General features: G+C 37.3%; 17 protein-coding genes. 11 read left to right on the top strand and 6 right to left on the bottom strand.

The annotated features are described in order from the left end of the window. The 7 genes from A5N85_RS15630 to A5N85_RS07225 all read left to right on the top strand — a co-directional run. Nucleotides 1–1,041, top strand: a 1,041-nt coding sequence (locus tag A5N85_RS15630) for a Gldg family protein (RefSeq protein WP_169818633.1), incomplete at its 5' end; no start/stop codon positions are given. Between the two features lie 2 nt (nt 1,042–1,043). Continuing rightward, nucleotides 1,044–1,487: a hypothetical protein gene (locus A5N85_RS07250; protein WP_115306044.1), complete on the top strand. Its 444-nt coding sequence runs from the start codon at nt 1,044–1,046 to the stop codon at nt 1,485–1,487. Beyond that, a complete protein-coding gene (gene mutM / locus A5N85_RS07245) occupies nt 1,487–2,305 on the top strand; it encodes a bifunctional DNA-formamidopyrimidine glycosylase/DNA-(apurinic or apyrimidinic site) lyase (RefSeq protein ID WP_072576632.1) in 819 nt (272 codons plus the stop codon). The genes A5N85_RS07250 and mutM overlap by 1 nt, the downstream gene beginning before the upstream one ends. Before the next feature lie 210 nt (nt 2,306–2,515). Continuing rightward, entirely contained in the window at nt 2,516–2,821 is a 306-nt protein-coding gene (locus A5N85_RS07240; protein WP_072576631.1) for an H-NS histone family protein, read from the top strand. 425 nt (nt 2,822–3,246) lie between these two features. Next, entirely contained in the window at nt 3,247–5,067 is a 1,821-nt protein-coding gene (gene glmS / locus A5N85_RS07235; protein WP_072576630.1) for a glutamine--fructose-6-phosphate transaminase (isomerizing), read from the top strand. Nucleotides 5,068–5,102: 35 nt separating this feature from the next. Continuing rightward, nucleotides 5,103–5,753 carry a histidine phosphatase family protein gene (locus A5N85_RS07230; RefSeq protein ID WP_072576637.1) on the top strand — a complete coding sequence of 217 codons (651 nt, stop codon included), beginning with the start codon at nt 5,103–5,105 and terminating at the stop codon, nt 5,751–5,753. Between the two features lie 104 nt (nt 5,754–5,857). Continuing rightward, entirely contained in the window at nt 5,858–6,553 is a 696-nt protein-coding gene (locus A5N85_RS07225; protein ID WP_072576629.1) for a VIT1/CCC1 transporter family protein, read from the top strand. Between the two features lie 31 nt (nt 6,554–6,584). Here the strand turns inward: A5N85_RS07225 and ppk1 are convergent, their stop codons facing one another. The 3 genes from ppk1 to A5N85_RS15120 all read right to left on the bottom strand — a co-directional run bounded on the left by ppk1 (nt 6,585) and on the right by A5N85_RS15120 (nt 9,331). Continuing rightward, a complete protein-coding gene (ppk1, locus tag A5N85_RS07220; RefSeq protein ID WP_072576628.1) occupies nt 6,585–8,705 on the bottom strand; it encodes a polyphosphate kinase 1 in 2,121 nt (706 codons plus the stop codon). Nucleotides 8,706–8,778: 73 nt separating this feature from the next. Further along, entirely contained in the window at nt 8,779–9,009 is a 231-nt protein-coding gene (locus tag A5N85_RS07215; protein ID WP_072576627.1) for an HP1242/YdcH family protein, read from the bottom strand. A 94-nt stretch (nt 9,010–9,103) separates the two neighbouring features. Beyond that, the gene (locus A5N85_RS15120) at nt 9,104–9,331 is read right to left on the bottom strand and encodes a hypothetical protein (protein ID WP_143143210.1); all 228 of its coding nucleotides are present in this window, start codon (nt 9,329–9,331) and stop codon (nt 9,104–9,106) included. Between the two features lie 55 nt (nt 9,332–9,386). Here A5N85_RS15120 and A5N85_RS07210 point away from each other — a divergent pair, with 55 nt between their 5' ends. Next, nucleotides 9,387–9,668 (top strand): transposase, encoded by a 282-nt coding sequence (locus A5N85_RS07210; RefSeq protein ID WP_072576626.1) that lies wholly within the window; start codon nt 9,387–9,389, stop codon nt 9,666–9,668. A gap of 614 nt (nt 9,669–10,282) precedes the next feature. Here the strand turns inward: A5N85_RS07210 and A5N85_RS07205 are convergent. The 3 genes from A5N85_RS07205 to A5N85_RS14635 form a co-directional block, all read right to left on the bottom strand. Further along, nucleotides 10,283–10,816, bottom strand: coding sequence for a shikimate kinase (locus tag A5N85_RS07205; RefSeq protein ID WP_072576625.1), 534 nt, complete (start codon nt 10,814–10,816; stop codon nt 10,283–10,285). A 94-nt stretch (nt 10,817–10,910) separates the two neighbouring features. Further along, nucleotides 10,911–12,125 carry a multidrug effflux MFS transporter gene (locus tag A5N85_RS07200; RefSeq protein WP_072576624.1) on the bottom strand — a complete coding sequence of 405 codons (1,215 nt, stop codon included), beginning with the start codon at nt 12,123–12,125 and terminating at the stop codon, nt 10,911–10,913. 613 nt (nt 12,126–12,738) lie between these two features. Next, nucleotides 12,739–13,182: a hypothetical protein gene (locus tag A5N85_RS14635; RefSeq protein ID WP_084601688.1), complete on the bottom strand. Its 444-nt coding sequence runs from the start codon at nt 13,180–13,182 to the stop codon at nt 12,739–12,741. Nucleotides 13,183–13,838: 656 nt separating this feature from the next. Between A5N85_RS14635 and A5N85_RS07185 the strand changes: the two genes are divergently transcribed. The 3 genes from A5N85_RS07185 to A5N85_RS07175 form a co-directional block, all read left to right on the top strand. Beyond that, on the top strand, nt 13,839–14,300 hold the full coding sequence (locus A5N85_RS07185) for a bacteriohemerythrin (protein ID WP_072576623.1): 462 nt from the start codon (nt 13,839–13,841) through the stop codon (nt 14,298–14,300). Nucleotides 14,301–14,467: 167 nt separating this feature from the next. Next, complete coding sequence (locus tag A5N85_RS07180) at nt 14,468–14,932, top strand: Fur family transcriptional regulator (RefSeq protein WP_072576635.1); 465 nt, start codon at nt 14,468–14,470, stop codon at nt 14,930–14,932. Beyond that, nucleotides 14,922–15,474: YggS family pyridoxal phosphate-dependent enzyme (locus tag A5N85_RS07175; protein ID WP_072576622.1), on the top strand; the 553-nt coding region annotated here is incomplete at its 3' end. The genes A5N85_RS07180 and A5N85_RS07175, both read left to right, overlap by 11 nt.

Here is a 15,474-nt window from a genome sequence, read left to right as displayed (position 1 = left end):
CCGACGTTGGTGCAAAAATATAATATTACGCGTAATGGTCAGCTCTATTTACATATAGGCGATACTGGACAAAAAATAGACACGATTGCGCCTGAAACGATTGTGCAAACATTATTGGATTTAAGCACACATACTGAACGACAAATTATTCATCTACAAGGTAGCGGAGAACGCGCTTTTTTAGCCGATAGTGGTGGCTCTTGGCGTCCATTGTACGAGCAACTGCGTCAGCCAAAAGTTTCTTTGGCGGTGGCAGAGTTAGGAAAAATTATCAATTTACCAGAAACAGCGGATTTGGTCGTTGTTGCCGATCCAGATACTTCAAAAGCTGAACATCTAAACGCAGCGTTAAAAACTTATTTGGCTCAAGGCGGAAATTTACTTTATACCACCGATACCCAACATCCTTTCCTACCAAAGATATTGCAATCTATTAGTGGCTTACATTTACTCAATGGTACGGTAGTGGATATGGCGTCTCAACAATTAGGCTTTGAAGACCCTAGAATTTTACCCGCTGCAATCAATGAACAAACAGAGCTGACACAATCTTTACAGCAATTGCCTATTTTGCCCGGTGCAGTTGCTATAACTGAAGAACGCGCTCCTGAAAAAGATTGGAAACGTACGGTTTTATTACAAAGCAGCCCTAATAGCTGGAATGAGCAAGGAGAAGTCAGTGGTCATATTGCTTTAGATGCGCAAGAAACCAGAGGACCTCTTCCCGTTGCTTGGTTATTAACGCGCGAATATCATGCTCGGCAGCAATCTATCGTTATTATGGGAGATAGCGATATTTTTCAGCAACAAGCTTTCGGAATGGCGGGCAATCGCGCTTTTGCACAAGCGTTATTTACCTATTTAGCGCAAGTAGAAGGCGGCGAACGATTAAATCGTCCTAATTTAAAAGACCAGTATATTCAGCTCTCAACAACGCAGACATATTGGTGGGCAGGTTTACAGTTATTGGGTTTACCTTTAAGTATCTTTCTTCTTGGTTGGTATTTACGTCGGCGAATTGAAAAGCGATACCAAGCATGAAAATGAAAAAGTTATGGTTGTTATGGCTAAGTATTGCCATTTTATTTTTAAGTTTAAATATCTATTTTTCAAAGCAGAAATATCCTGTTTTGCCGCTACCTCAACAGATTGAAAGCGTCGATGTTATTCGTGCAGATGCAACATTGCATTTTATTTATCAAAATAATGAGTGGAAAATTAAGCAGCAAATAGCACCTAGATTCGGACAATGGCTAGAGCAGCTAAAAATCGCTTGTCCAATAGCTTATCCGCTTGCAGAGGTAAATTATAGTGAAAGTGCCAGCATTACTTTACGATTTAATGGTAAAGATGATTGGATATTTGCAGACCATAATCCTTACAATCAAACCCATTTACTCATTCATCAGCAAACCGCTTATCTTTGTAATGAGCAATTAAAGCCACGTTTAGCGCTTCCAGTACAATATTGGATTGAAGAAAACTAATGCCTGAATTACCTGAAGTTGAAACCACTCGTTTTGGACTTGCTCCCCATTTAATCGGACAAAAAATTACTGCTACTGAGAGTCGTGTGTCCAAATTACGTTGGATGATTGATAGTGTAGCTTTGTTAGGGTTAGTAGATAGAAAAATTGTTGCGATAGAGCGACGAGGAAAATATTTACTAATTAAAACAGATGATGCAGAAAAGGCACTATTATTGCATTTAGGGATGAGCGGAAGTTTGCGCTTAACCGCGCCAAATGCCCCTCTTAAGAAACATGACCACTTTTTACTGACGGTAGAAAAGCAACAACAAATGCGTTTGCATGACCCGCGTCGGTTTGGACATATTGAAGTCATCAATCCCAATCAAACACATCCACTTTTAGCATCATTAGGATTGGAACCCTTATCGGATGCATTTACGGCGCAATATCTTTATCAAAGTACGCGTCATCGCCGTTGCAGTATTAAAGCGCATATCATGAATCAAAAAATCGTTGTTGGTGTAGGTAATATTTATGCGACAGAAGCCTTATTTTTAGCAGGTATTCGTCCACAACGTCCTGCGCATAAAATTACAAAAAAGGAAGCAGAGAAATTAACGATACATATTAAAAATGAATTAACGCGGGCAATTGCCATAGGTGGAACAACCTTGCGAGATTTTATTCATCCAGATGGAACAAATGGCTATTTTCAACAAACATTAAAAGTTTATGGCAGAGTAGATGAGCCATGTGTGAATTGTGGTGGTCTAATTAAAAATACTGTGATTACGAATCGAGCAAGTGCGTATTGTCCAAACTGTCAGAAATAATATCTTAGATAATTATCGTGACACCTTATAAGCATTATTCTTATATGGCATATAACACCATGTTAGTATATGAATGCTATGATTTGCATAGAAGTAGGAAAATTGAATAGAGAAAGTCTTGACAGATTTTTAATTAAATAAGATGAATTTGTTATTGCTTTTTTAATAAATTAATTTATTATTATCTATCCCAAATAAATGGAGTTAAAAATGCAATTACAACAAATTATAGATGCTTTACAAAGTCTCAATGACGATGATTTTGTTGAGCTTGCAAATAAAGTTGATGCCCAACGTCAAAAACGTGCTCAAGATATTTTGAATAAGGCAAATAGACAAGCCGAAATTCTTTCTGGTGGAAGCTTAGCAATTAGTGGTAAACCAAGTCGTCGTTCTTTAGCCCCTAAATATGCTGATCCAAAAACAGGTAAAACTTGGTCAGGACAAGGTCGTCAGCCAAAGTGGTTCCTTGAGCATTTAGATAAAGGTGGAAAAGAAGAAGATTTACTAATCTAATACTATCTGTAATTCTTAAAGGGAAGAGCGTGTGATATACGCTCTTTTTTATTTTTAGCAATAGTAGAAAGATTATTACCGATTAGATAATCTAAGTAATCTTTTTATTTTTGACAAAAATGTCAAAAATAAAAAGAGAATTAAGGTTGTGATTTCTAATATTAGACATATTTGTCAAATTTTTATTGAAAGTAAGAAGTGTTCTCACTAACAGGGTTTATTGTTCTATCTGTTATTAAAAATAAAAATTTTAGTGAAATACAACCTATTTTTAAATAAAGATAAATAAACTTTAGATATAGCGATATTCTTTTTTAAATAAGTTTTAATTTTTTCTTATTTTATTCTTAAGTCTTTGGATAAGAATTCATCTAAAAATGCAATTTTTACGCTAAAATTTTACCTTTTAGAATTTAGGAAAAGACATGTGTGGAATTGTGGCGGGAGTTGCTGAGCGTAATATTGTGCCAATCTTATTGATGGGATTAAAGCGTTTAGAATATCGCGGTTATGATAGTGCAGGATTGGCAATTATTCAGCAAAATCAACTTATTCGTTGCCGAGCAATGGGAAAAGTACAAACCTTACAAGAAAAAGTACAAACACAAGGATTGATAGGTTATGCCGGTATTGCCCATACCCGTTGGGCAACACACGGTGCACCCAGTGAAGCAAATGCACATCCTCATAGCAGTGGCGATATTGCAGTGGTTCATAATGGCATTATTGAAAACTATTTAGAACTAAAACAATTCTTACAAGCAGAAGGATATACTTTTTCTTCTGAAACAGATAGTGAAACCGTCGCGCATTTAATCCACTATTATTATCAAAAATCCCAAGATTTGGTTACGGCTGTTCGAGAAACAACGAAACAACTTGAAGGCGCTTATGCCTTAGCAGTTATTCATGCGCAATATCCTGATGAATTAGTCGCCATTCGACATGGCTCACCATTAGTCATCGGAGTTGGGATTGGCGAGCATTTTATTGCTTCTGATAGCTACGCCTTATTGCCCGTAACGCGCACTTTTAGTTATTTACAAGATGATGATTTGGTTCATTTGAGTAAAGAACAATATCAAATATTTGATGCGCAAAATCAGCTTGTTGAGAGAGAGCTTGTTGAAAGCGAGCAGTCAGCAGATGTGTCAGGTAAAGATGGTTATAAACATTTTATGCAGAAAGAGATGTTTGAACAGCCATCTGTGATTGCAGAAACTTTAGAGGGGCGTATTTATCATGAACAATTACAGCTAGCTTCTTTTCCTTCGGACTTATTGGAAAGCTTAAAGACCGTTCGATACATTGATCTTATTGCTTGTGGAACCAGTTATCATGCTGGATTGGTTATTCAATCTCAATTAGAAAAAGTAGGAATTCGTTGTCATGTAGAGTATGCAAGCGAATATCTCTATCGTGAGATAACTGTGCCGCAAAATACGTTATTCTTAAGTATCTCACAATCTGGGGAAACCGCGGATACACTTGCAGCACTAGAAAAAGCAAAAAAATTACCATATCAAGACTATTTGGCGATTTGCAATGTTCCAGAAAGTGCTTTAATTCGCGCCAGCCATTATAGCTTGCTAACGCGTGCTGGACGAGAAATAGGCGTTGCTTCTACCAAAGCATTTGTCACGCAATTAGTTGCTTTACATATTTTAGTGTTATTGATTCGACAATTACAAAACAATGACGATGTACAACCTGAAATTGCAGCACTTGAGCGCTTACCCGCTATTGCAGAACAAATGCTTGCGCTTAATCTGCAAGTTGCTCAAGCAGCAGAGATGATTAAAGAGCGTCATGGATGCTTATTTTTAGGGCGAGGAGAAAGCTATGCAATTGCCGCAGAGGGGGCGCTAAAATTAAAAGAACTCGCTTATATCCATGCTGAAGCTTATCCTTGTGGAGAACTTAAACATGGACCTTTAGCTTTGGTTGATGAAAATATGCCTGTAGTGGCGATTGTGCAAGCAGACCATCTGGCAGAAAAAACCATGAGTAATTTACAAGAAGTGCAAGCAAGAGGCGGGCGGTTAATTGTATTTTCTGATAGCCGTGTGGATACGCGTGCATTAAACGAACAAGCCATTTTAATTTCATTGGGCGAGCTAGATAGTCTGACTGCAAGTATTGCGACTGTTATTCCTCTACAATTATTTGCTTATAACGTGGCTTTACAAAAGGGAACCGACGTGGACCAACCGCGTAATTTAGCGAAATCGGTTACGGTAGAGTAGTTTGGTTACCGAATTTAAGATAGTTTGATATGAATATGAAATACATTTATTTAGTTCGCCATGCACAAAGCCATGCAAATGCGGGTGGAAAAGCTATGCTTAATAGGGATATTCCAATAACGGAATTAGGCGAGAGTCAAGCTGAAAAAGTCGCAGAATGGTTAATGAATCGGATAGGTAAAAATAATATTACTAGTATTGGTATTTCTAAATTTTTACGAACCAAGCAAACCGCAATGCCTTTAAGTGAAATAACAGAAATATGCCCAACAGTTATTCATGGTTTAGAAGAGTTTAATTATCTTAGCTTTGATAGTATCGCAGATAAAACGCTATCAGAGCGACGAAAGTTAGCAGAGGATTATTGGTTAGAATTTTCACCAGATGATAGAGATGGTAGTGATGCTGAAAGTTTTAGTCAGTTTGTTCAACGAGTAGAGCAGGTACAACGCTATTTTCAGGAACTGCCGAATGGGCATCATGTGGTTTTTACGCATGGGCTTTGGATGAGTATGCTAATTTGGTTAATGCTGGGTCAAGCGACAGCATCTAGAAAATCAATGAGTAAATTTCGCCAATTCGAAATTTCTATTCGCCCTAAAAATACAGAAATCTATTGGTTGACGATGGCGAGTCATTATCCCGCTGCTATTCAGAAGATACGCTCTAAAATGATAGATTTTTAGTAACAGTATTTGGCTATAGCTGGGATGGGTAGAGAATATGCTATTTGTTTGATACGCTGGTTTATCAATAGATTATTCATCTAATTTTGGTGTAGTGAGGATAAATGAGTTTTAGTCGGCATTCAGAGCAACATTTAAGTCACCGGAATAATTGGTTGCGAGCAGGTGTTTTAGGGGCAAATGACGGTTTAATTTCCGTCGCCAGTTTGTTAATGGGCTTAGCGGCTGCCCAAACTTCTGCACAGACTTTGCTGTTAATGGGTTGTGCTGCAGTGGTAGCAGGAGCGGTTTCAATGGCGGCAGGAGAGTATGTTTCTGTTTCTAGTCAATCTGATACTGAAAAAGCGGATTTAACAAGGGAAGCAAATGAACTAGAACATTATCCAGAGGGTGAGCTAGCGGAGTTGGCGTTTATTTATCAGCAACGAGGTGTTGCGCCAGAATTGGCAAAGGCAGTGGCTAAACAAATGATGGAACATGATGCTTTAGCTGCACATGCTCGGGATGAAATTGGGATTAGCGAGGTGATTGAAACGAATGCTTTACAAGCTGCTGGTGCTAGTGCGATTGCTTTTTGTGTGGGAGCAATCTTGCCATTGCTTGTGTTGTTAATAGCGCCACAAACAGTGCTTGTTTATGTTTTAGCAATAGCAACGTTATTAGGACTTGCCAGTTTGGGAAGTTTATCTGCTAAGTTGGGTGGAGCGCCGTTATTGCCGGCGATTTTACGTACGGTTATTTGGGGAGTGATTGCTTTAGTTTCAACTGCATTAATCGGTTGGTATTTTGGCGTTGGCTAAGATAGGTATTCTAGTTAGATTAACCCGCTCGTTATATTGAGCGGGTTTTTCTTAGGCGTAATTTACTTGCATTTTTATAGCGTTTGTTTGCATCTGCAATAAATTGCGCTTGGCTACTGAGTTTGTTTTTGGGATTTTGTCGGCGCCGATAGCTGCCGTCGCTTTGCATTTCCCAAGCGTTTTCTAAATCGTTGAGTTGGGTTTGTAGGAAGTGTGCAAGTTTTTCTCTAATGCTAGGTTTTTCAATGGATACTAAGACTTCTACCCGACTTTCTAGATTGCGGTGCATGAGGTCGGCAGAGCCAATGTAAAAGGCTTCTTCGCCAGCGTTGTAGAAGTAGTAAACGCGACTATGCTCAAGGAAACGTCCTACAATGCTAATAACGGAGATGTTTTCTGATAATCCCGGTACACCAGCAATTAGGCGACAGCTATCTCTTACGATAAGTTCTACTTTAACGCCTGCCTGACTGGCGCGATAGAGGGCGTTGACAATGTCAACGTCTTCTAGGGCGTTGGTTTTTAGGCGGATGAGTGCTTTTTGTTGTTTGTTGGCATGAGTGATTTCGCGTTCTATTAGTGCTAATAAGCCGGCTTTCATGTGGCGAGGCGCGGGCAAGATTTTATGGTATTGCCGGTTTGGGGTGTAACCAGTTGTGAGGTAGTTAAAGAGTTCTGTTAGGTCGGCGCCCAGTTCTGGGTCTGCACTAAAATAACCGAAATCGCTATAAAGTCGCGCGGTGCCGCTATGGTAATTCCCTGTGCTGATATGGGTATAACGACGGATACCGTCGTAATCGTTTCTAATGATGTGAATGAGTTTAGCATGGGTTTTTAGCCCAACGATTCCATAGGTAACATGGATGCCAGCTTCTTCTAATCGGTTTGCCCAACGGATGTTTGCGGATTCGTCAAAGCGAGCTTTGACTTCTACCACGACAGTTACTTGTTTGCCGTTGCGGCTAGCATCAATGAGATGTTGGATGATTTTAGAGTCTGACGAGGTGCGATAGATAGTCATTTTAATGCCTAAGACTTTGGGGTCGTTACTCGCATCGGCTAATAATCGTTCAACGGTATTGGTAAAGGATTCGTAAGGCAGTTGAACAAGAAATGGTCCGTTTTTCCTGATAGCGTGAAAGAGGTTATCTTCACCAAAGAAGTGTTCGTGATCCAGGGGATGGTGAGGCGGATATTTTAAGTCAGGACGATTGATTGCCGCAATTTCAAAGAGATCACGCATTGACAATAGTCCATCCACTTCAAAGGTATCTTTATCTTCTTCTAAATGTAGCTCTGCTGATAGCATGCCTTTATGAATAGGGTCAATGCCTGTGGCGTATTGCATCCGAACGATTGGGGCAAATTTTCGTTCTCGCAATTCATCTTCAATGAGCTCTAATAGGTCTTCGGCTTTTTCTTCATTTTTTTCGGTAACGGCATTGCGCGTAATGCGGAAAATATCGGTTTGTAGGACTTTCATGCCAGGGAAGAGTAAATCTAAATTATGGATGATGAGGTCTTCTAAGGTAATAAAGCGATATACATTTGGTGTATAGGTATCAATAAAACGTTTGCAGCCTTGTCCAACAGGAACTTTTATGCGCGCAATGGAGGTTCGCTTGCTATTGGGATAGCCTAGTTTAATCAGTAAGTTTAATGAGAGGTTAGATACAAAGGGAAAGGGGTGTGCGGGATCCATGGCTTGCGGAGTGAGCAATGGATAGACGGTTTCAGCGAAGTATTGGCGCATTTGTTCTTGTTTGGTTTTTGAAAGTTGCGAAAAACGCACAATTTCAATATTTTCTTTTTTTAGCACTGTGGAAAGTCGTTTCCAAATTTTCCCGACGTGTTTTTCAATGGTGCGAACTTTGGTATAGCTTTCATCGATTTGTATTTGTGGGGTTCTGCCGTCTGGGCTAGGAGTATGAATGTGTGCGCCGACTTGTTGTTTAAGCCCGCCAATGCGTTTCATAAAAAATTCATCTAGGTTATTGTTAACAATCGCAAGATATTTTATGCGCTCTAGTAGGGGGTTATCTTCACGCTCAGCTTCTGCTAAGACGCGTTCATTAAAATCTAGCCAAGTGAGTTCACGGTTAAGATAAATTTCTTTGGGTTGCGCTTGAGTTAAATCGATGCAGTCTGTCATAGGGTAAGGTGGTTAGGGGTTTGTAGAATAATGATTAGATGTAAAAAGCGCCCTGTTTAGGGCGCTGGGTTTATTATTGGTTTCTTTCAGCATCTTTTTCTTTCAAGATACGATAAATTTCGTCTTTTAGATGTAGTTTTTTACGTTTTTTCTCCTCAATTTCAGCAGAGCGACTAACTGCAACGGGGTCTTTTAGTAAGCGGTTAATTTCTTCGTCTAGTTCGTTATGCTCGTCAAATAAGCGTGCAAAGTGGTTATCGTTTTGACGAAGTTTAGCAATGAGTTCACGGTATTCGTGTAGCATGTTTGCTCCTTTTGTTGTTGATAGCCGTATCTTATCCGATTTTTCAGGGAAATGTTAGTATAAAAAGGCGTTATCAATTTCCGCATTCCGGGATTTATGATGGCTTAAGTGAAAGCGTAGTGAGTTTGCCAAGTTGATGATGTTTTTCCTGCATAAAGGCTAAATGATGTTTATCTATGTGGGTTAGAAGTTGAGTGAGTACAGGATTATCAGCAAGTAAGGCATAGCTATAGGGTTGAGCATACATTTGTTCGGAGAAGGTTATGTCTTGGTGATTCAGTGGGTGTTCGCGGTAACGCGTGGTGTGCTGAGACCTTTGCAAAAAACATAAAATAGAGAAATTTCAATTTTTTAAATTTTGAAAACATATTAAAATCATGGTGTTAATTGTTCTACTAGTAGCAAAAATTAGTATAAAACGGAATTTTGCAAAGGTCTCAGACCAAGACGGCTATATCGAACAGCTGCACCTCAGCAGTGCTAACGAGCATGAAAGCCAACACCTTGAGCCATTACTAGAAAACCTAAACGCAGGTACAATTGTCTATGCCGACAAAGGCTATAGCAGCCAAGCAAACCGCCAACGCTTACGAGAAAGAGGATTAAAAGACGGCATCATAGAAAAAGCCAGCAGAAGCCAAGCGCTGAGTCAAGTATAGAAAGCCCGCAACAAACTGTTGTCATTGGGACATTACATCGTAAGTTTGCTGGCAAATGCGCGAGCTATTTTGGGTTGAGACCTTTGCAAAAGTCTCAGTAGGCTAAAGGCAATCACGCATTTTCCACTTCTGAACAGTAGTGAAATGGATACCAAAGTTATTGGCTACTTCTTCCTTTTTTGTACTTATTTGAGTGTGGTCTATCAGTATCCGGAATTTTATTCCCGTATTTGTCCTTGGGTAACTGTCTATAATAAAAGGCTAATAAAAGAGTTACAGAAATTAGATGGTTATTCCAGTAAAGTATGTGTACTTACTTTATTCATCTATCTTAACACTATAACTATTCTAGTAGTCTTTTACTATATTGTGTCTATAGCCAACTTTCCAAAAAATGCATACAACGTTAACCCAATATCCACCTTGAAAACAGCATCCTATCTCTAAGTGCGGTATGCATTTTTTGGAGCCCTGCTATATATAGCTGAATAAGTTCAGCTCGCATATAAAATGACCAGCTGCTGACTGTAAAGACAAACCAACGCTGTATGCGAGTTAAAAATATTTACTATAACTGCTTTATTTATGTAGAAAGAAGTTCGGTCCGAAAAATGTTAAGGAACATTGGTTCGGATAAATTCTCTAACGTTGTTTAGTAATCGATTAAATGAAATTGTAAAATTATTCGTGTCTGTATTGATTCTTATATCAGCAAGTCCTTCATATAATCCTAAACGTTCGTCTCGAAGCTTTTGAAGGCGCTCTCTTTTATCAGGTGCATGAACAAGAGGGCGATTTTTATCCATTCCAATTCTTTGCAGTTGTCTCTCTACAGAAACATCTAAGAATACAACCAGTGCTTGACCCATAATTAGACTACGATTTTCAGGTGTAATAACAATTCCACCACCGCAAGCTACTACGGCATCAATAGGTGTTTCTAATATTTCTTTAAGGGCTTGATGCTCACGTTTACGAAAACCAGTTTCCCCCTCTCGCTCAAATATTAAGGGAATGTCTGCCCCTGTTTTATTGATAATTACATGGTCAGTATCAAAAAATTGCCAATGTAGACGATGTGCTAATCGTTTTCCTAACGATGTTTTTCCAGCCCCCATTGGACCAATTAGTACAATTTTTCGAAACATGGCTTACTCAAAGAAAATTAAGCTATTATAGCTAATTTCTTATAACTATCATACTCTCAGGCTATAGCGGGCTAGAATAATTAAAAGATAAATTTTATTCATCTATTCCTAGGCGTTCTGCTAGGCGATATAAAAAAGTAATGCCTAAACTTAATACCATTAAACCTAAAGTAAGTGGATAGAGTGTTGCATTAAAGTGTGATGCAATTTGTCCACCGAGAACTGCGCCAATAATTGTCATTCCTGCACCAATAATAGCGGAAGCAGTCCCCGCAATATTACGGTGTGGAACAAGAATTAAAGTATTTAGATTAGGCATTAAAAGCCCTTGAAAAAAGAAGTGAGTAATCAATAAAGGTAGAAAAAACCATAAAGGAGGAATTCCCGCATATATCCATGAAAGAAAAACTAAAATAATTGCATTTGCTGACATTGCTAAGGTTGCGATTCGAATGATACGTTGCATGCCATGTAATAAAACCCAGCGTGAATTTAAAAAGCTTGCAGCAATGAGTCCGCTAAAATTAAGAGCAAATATCAGCGGAAATTTATCACCTAGATGATAAATATCTCGACCAAAAATTTGTTCGGCTTGTCCTATATAGGTCATTGTCATGGCAAAAATCATACCAATAATAATTAGTTGAATAACAGTTGCTGAATGTCCCAAGCATTGGATGAAAGCAGCTTTTATACTTTTGATATTTAATCTGGCCCTTTCCTCTGGTATTAGCGTTTCTGGTAATTGATATAAAATCCAAATGATTACCAATAGACCAGCAAACACGAATAACCTAAAGATAGCATGCCAACCACCAGCTTGCATGGTTAATTGTCCAATACTGGGCGCTAACATTGGAACAATCATAAAAACCATTACCGCATAGGACATAATCCTTGCCATTTCTCGACCAGAAGCGACATCTCTTACAATGGCTGTGGACAGCACTCTAGGGGCAGCAAGCCCCATGCCTTGCACGAATCGCGCGACAAGAAGCCATTTAAACTCATTGATAAAAAATACAGCAGCGGAGGCAATGACAAAAAGCCCAATTCCTGATATTAAAGTCCATTTTCTCCCTAAAGCATCGCCTAAAAAACCAAATATCGGTTGCATAGTAGCAAAACCAAACATATAAGCAAAAACAACATATTGAATTTTATTTGCTTGGTTTTTAGGTAAAGAAAAAGCTTTGGTCATTTCTCCAAATGCAGGTAGCATGGCGTCTATAGTAAAAGCTGTTAATCCCATCATTGCAGCGATAAGTGCAATGAAAGAGACTGATTGGAAGTAATTGCGTTGTAGCATCGAAAGCTCCTTATGAAGAAAGCTATTCAAAAAATGGTCTAGCTTATTTGAAATAAAATTACCTACTAGATTTTTTAAATAGCAGATAATTTAAATCTTTATATCAGATAATTGACTCAAAAATGTACTTCTAAGCGCAGCATCACAGCTAAGTTATGATGTCTATCTGATTTTTTGTCATTATAGTATGTCAGTTTTGTTTGTACGAATATCCAGTCGTGATAAATATCTTTTCGCCAACCGGCAAAAGGACCATAAGTATTTAAGTCTGCTTTATAGTATTCAATATGTCCGCCTGTGTAGATACCATAGTTGAACCAGCTATCTGTAGTAAGCGGGTGTTCGCGATATAAGCCATTTCCCCAGCTCTATTGATCTTTATGATTATCATTAGTGTATTGTAGAGAGAGCTGATTGCTTATAAAAGGTTCTTCTTCTTTATTTTGACGAAATTCTATATTGGTTTTAAGAAGATGCTTACTTTGAATACCATAGCGATAAATTTGTTCTGCTTTTAATTGATAGTTATCCTGATAGAAAAACCAATTTTTTTGTGCTTTAAGCTTGAAATAAACATCTCCTCCAGAGCGAATGTCTATGCTTGCTCTGGCATCTAATTCTGCGGGTTTGAGCTAAATTGATATTGTAAAGCAATAGAAGCGTTATCTTGACGTGTTTGTTTTTTAATATAAATTTTATCATTATAGTGGCTTGTATCGCCTTGAGAAAAAATTTCTGCTGAATTTTCAAATTGATTATCTAAAGCTTCATTACCAAAGACGATATGTAGTTGATTTTGTAGCGCAGGTAATTTAATTTTTCCACGAATTTTAGGATGAATACTATAGCCATCATATCGATTCCAACCGTTGTCTAGCAAAATTCGTAATTCGGCATCAGCGTTTTGGGTGTTTTCACCGAACCAGCTATTGATAGATGCTGCTGTTTTATCCAGTGTTTCAGAAAATTTATTATGGGTTTTATCTAACCAGTTATCTTCTGAATGGATATATAGTGGTAAGTATAAGAATGAAAGTAGAAAGAGTTTTTTATCCATACTGGTAGTCATAAAAAAGAAAAATAAGAAGCTTGTTGGGAGTGATATTTTTTCATAGCGATAAGTAGCAACGATTATAGATAGTTAGTAGATATGAACTACTATATATTAAAAACCTGCTTGATACCTTCTTTATGTAAAATTTAATTAAATGCAAGATGAAATACTTCTATCGTCAAAGTCTAATAAAAAAGTTACGGAAATTAAATCTTTATTCCAGTAAAGTATGTTTGCTTATTTTATCTATTTATCTATTTATCTATTTATCTATTTATCTATTTATCTATTTATCTATTTATCTATTTATCTATTTATCTATTTATCTATTTATCTATTTATCTTAACATTGTAGCCATTCTAGTAGACTTTCACTATGAAATGGAAAACACAACGGAAATATAGCAATTATTAGTAATAAAATTTATTTATAAGGATTTATATTTTTATAATTTTTTAATATTTTTAGTCATTGATGAAGATATGGCATAGAGTATTGTCTATAATAATGAATAGTTTAAATATTTTTATAATATTTGCTTTTAAAAGACTATTTCTATAATAATATTATTATAGAACGTAATTGGTTTTATAATAATATTATTGCTTATAAAAGAATTATAGATATAATTAAAGATATTGATAAAGAGGAGTCTATAATGACTTCAGTTAAGATAACAAGAGATTTTATTGAATGGGATAATGATTTATTATCAGTTAAAGTAGAAGATATCGATCATCAGCATCAGCAATTGATTGATATTATTAATCAGTTATGCAAAGCTATTCTAACGCGTACAGCACCTCAAGAAATTCCAGAAATTTTAGAGAATTTAGAAATGTATACAGTGGCACATTTTTCTACAGAGGAAGCGTTAATGCGGATTTTTGGTTATCAAGAATATGAAAAACATAAATTGCAGCACGATGAGCTAGTTTCCCAATTACAATCTGTTAGACTTAAATTAGCTCAAGGTGAGCATCATGTAAATAGTGATTTGCTTTTATATCTAAAAGATTGGTTAGTACAGCATATTATGAGGTCTGATAAGCAATTAGGTAGCTTTTTAGAAAAGCAAGGAATTGGAAAAAATAAACCTTGGTATAAGCGTATTTTTTAGTATTTTTATAAGATTCAGAAAGTCTATTTTATATTTAAAAACATTACAGGTTTTTGTTTCTTTTATCTAGATAAATTTGATTAAAACTTTCCGCTTTATGGTCTCAGTTTTCTTTATACTATGCTTACCTAGCAATTTTAGGTAAGAGATTTTTGGCGGTACTTGATATGAAAGAAATAAAAGAACAGACACAGCTATTGGCAGCAGTAAAAAAGCATTGCCAAATGCGCGGTGCAAGATTAACCAGTATTCGTGAGCAAGTTTTAAGGCTTGTTTTGGCTTATCCTGATGTCGTAAAAGCTTATGATGTACTTACAGATTTGCAAAAGCAGAGAGGAACACCAGTTGCGCCACCTACTGTTTATCGAGCTTTAGAGTTTTGGGTTGAGATGGGGGTATTACATCGTGCCGAATCATTGAATGGATTTGTTCTTTGTAAGGAATTTGCGCATGAGCATGTCAGTGTCATTACTAATTGCCGAGAGTGCGGTCGCACGGAAGAATTACCAGCAGATAAACCTGTCGCTGAATTATTGGATTTTTGTTCAGATAAAGGTTTTTTGCTTTCTTCAGATCCAATTGTATTAGCTGGACTTTGTGCTGATTGCCAAGAGGATACACATGAGCATTAAAGATAATATTGCATGCATACAGAAAAAAATTGTATCAGCTGCTCAGCGAGCTAATAGAGATCCTCAATCAATTCTTTTGATGCCAGTAACAAAAACGGTTGCTCCAGAAGCAATTATTGAAGCAATTTCTTGTGGTTTCTCTATGATTGGAGAAAATAAGGTACAAGAAATTCAGGCAAAGTATTCCGCATTAGAAGCTTTTCCTCATAAAACTCACTTAATTGGGCATTTACAAACGAATAAGGTAAAAGATGTTGTGGGATTGGTAGATTGTATCCAATCGTTAGACAGTCTTCGTTTGGCAAAAAAGTTACAAGATCGTTTAGCGTATGAAGATAAAACGATAGAGGCATTGGTTCAAGTAAATGTATCCGGCGAACAAAGCAAAAGCGGGGTTTCTCCAGAGGCGGCTTTAGCGTTAATTAAAGACGTTATCCAAATGGAGAGAATTACGCTAAGAGGTTTAATGACAATAGGTGCTAATGTTGATGATGAAAAAGTCATTCGGCAAGGCTTTAGACAGCTAGCAATGTTGCAACAAG

This window comes from Suttonella ornithocola, from assembly GCF_001889065.1.
Lineage (GTDB): Bacteria > Pseudomonadota > Gammaproteobacteria > Cardiobacteriales > Cardiobacteriaceae > Suttonella_A > Suttonella_A ornithocola.
The sequence above is the reverse complement of the archived record's forward strand: the minus strand, read 5'-3'. Positions and strand labels throughout refer to the sequence as shown.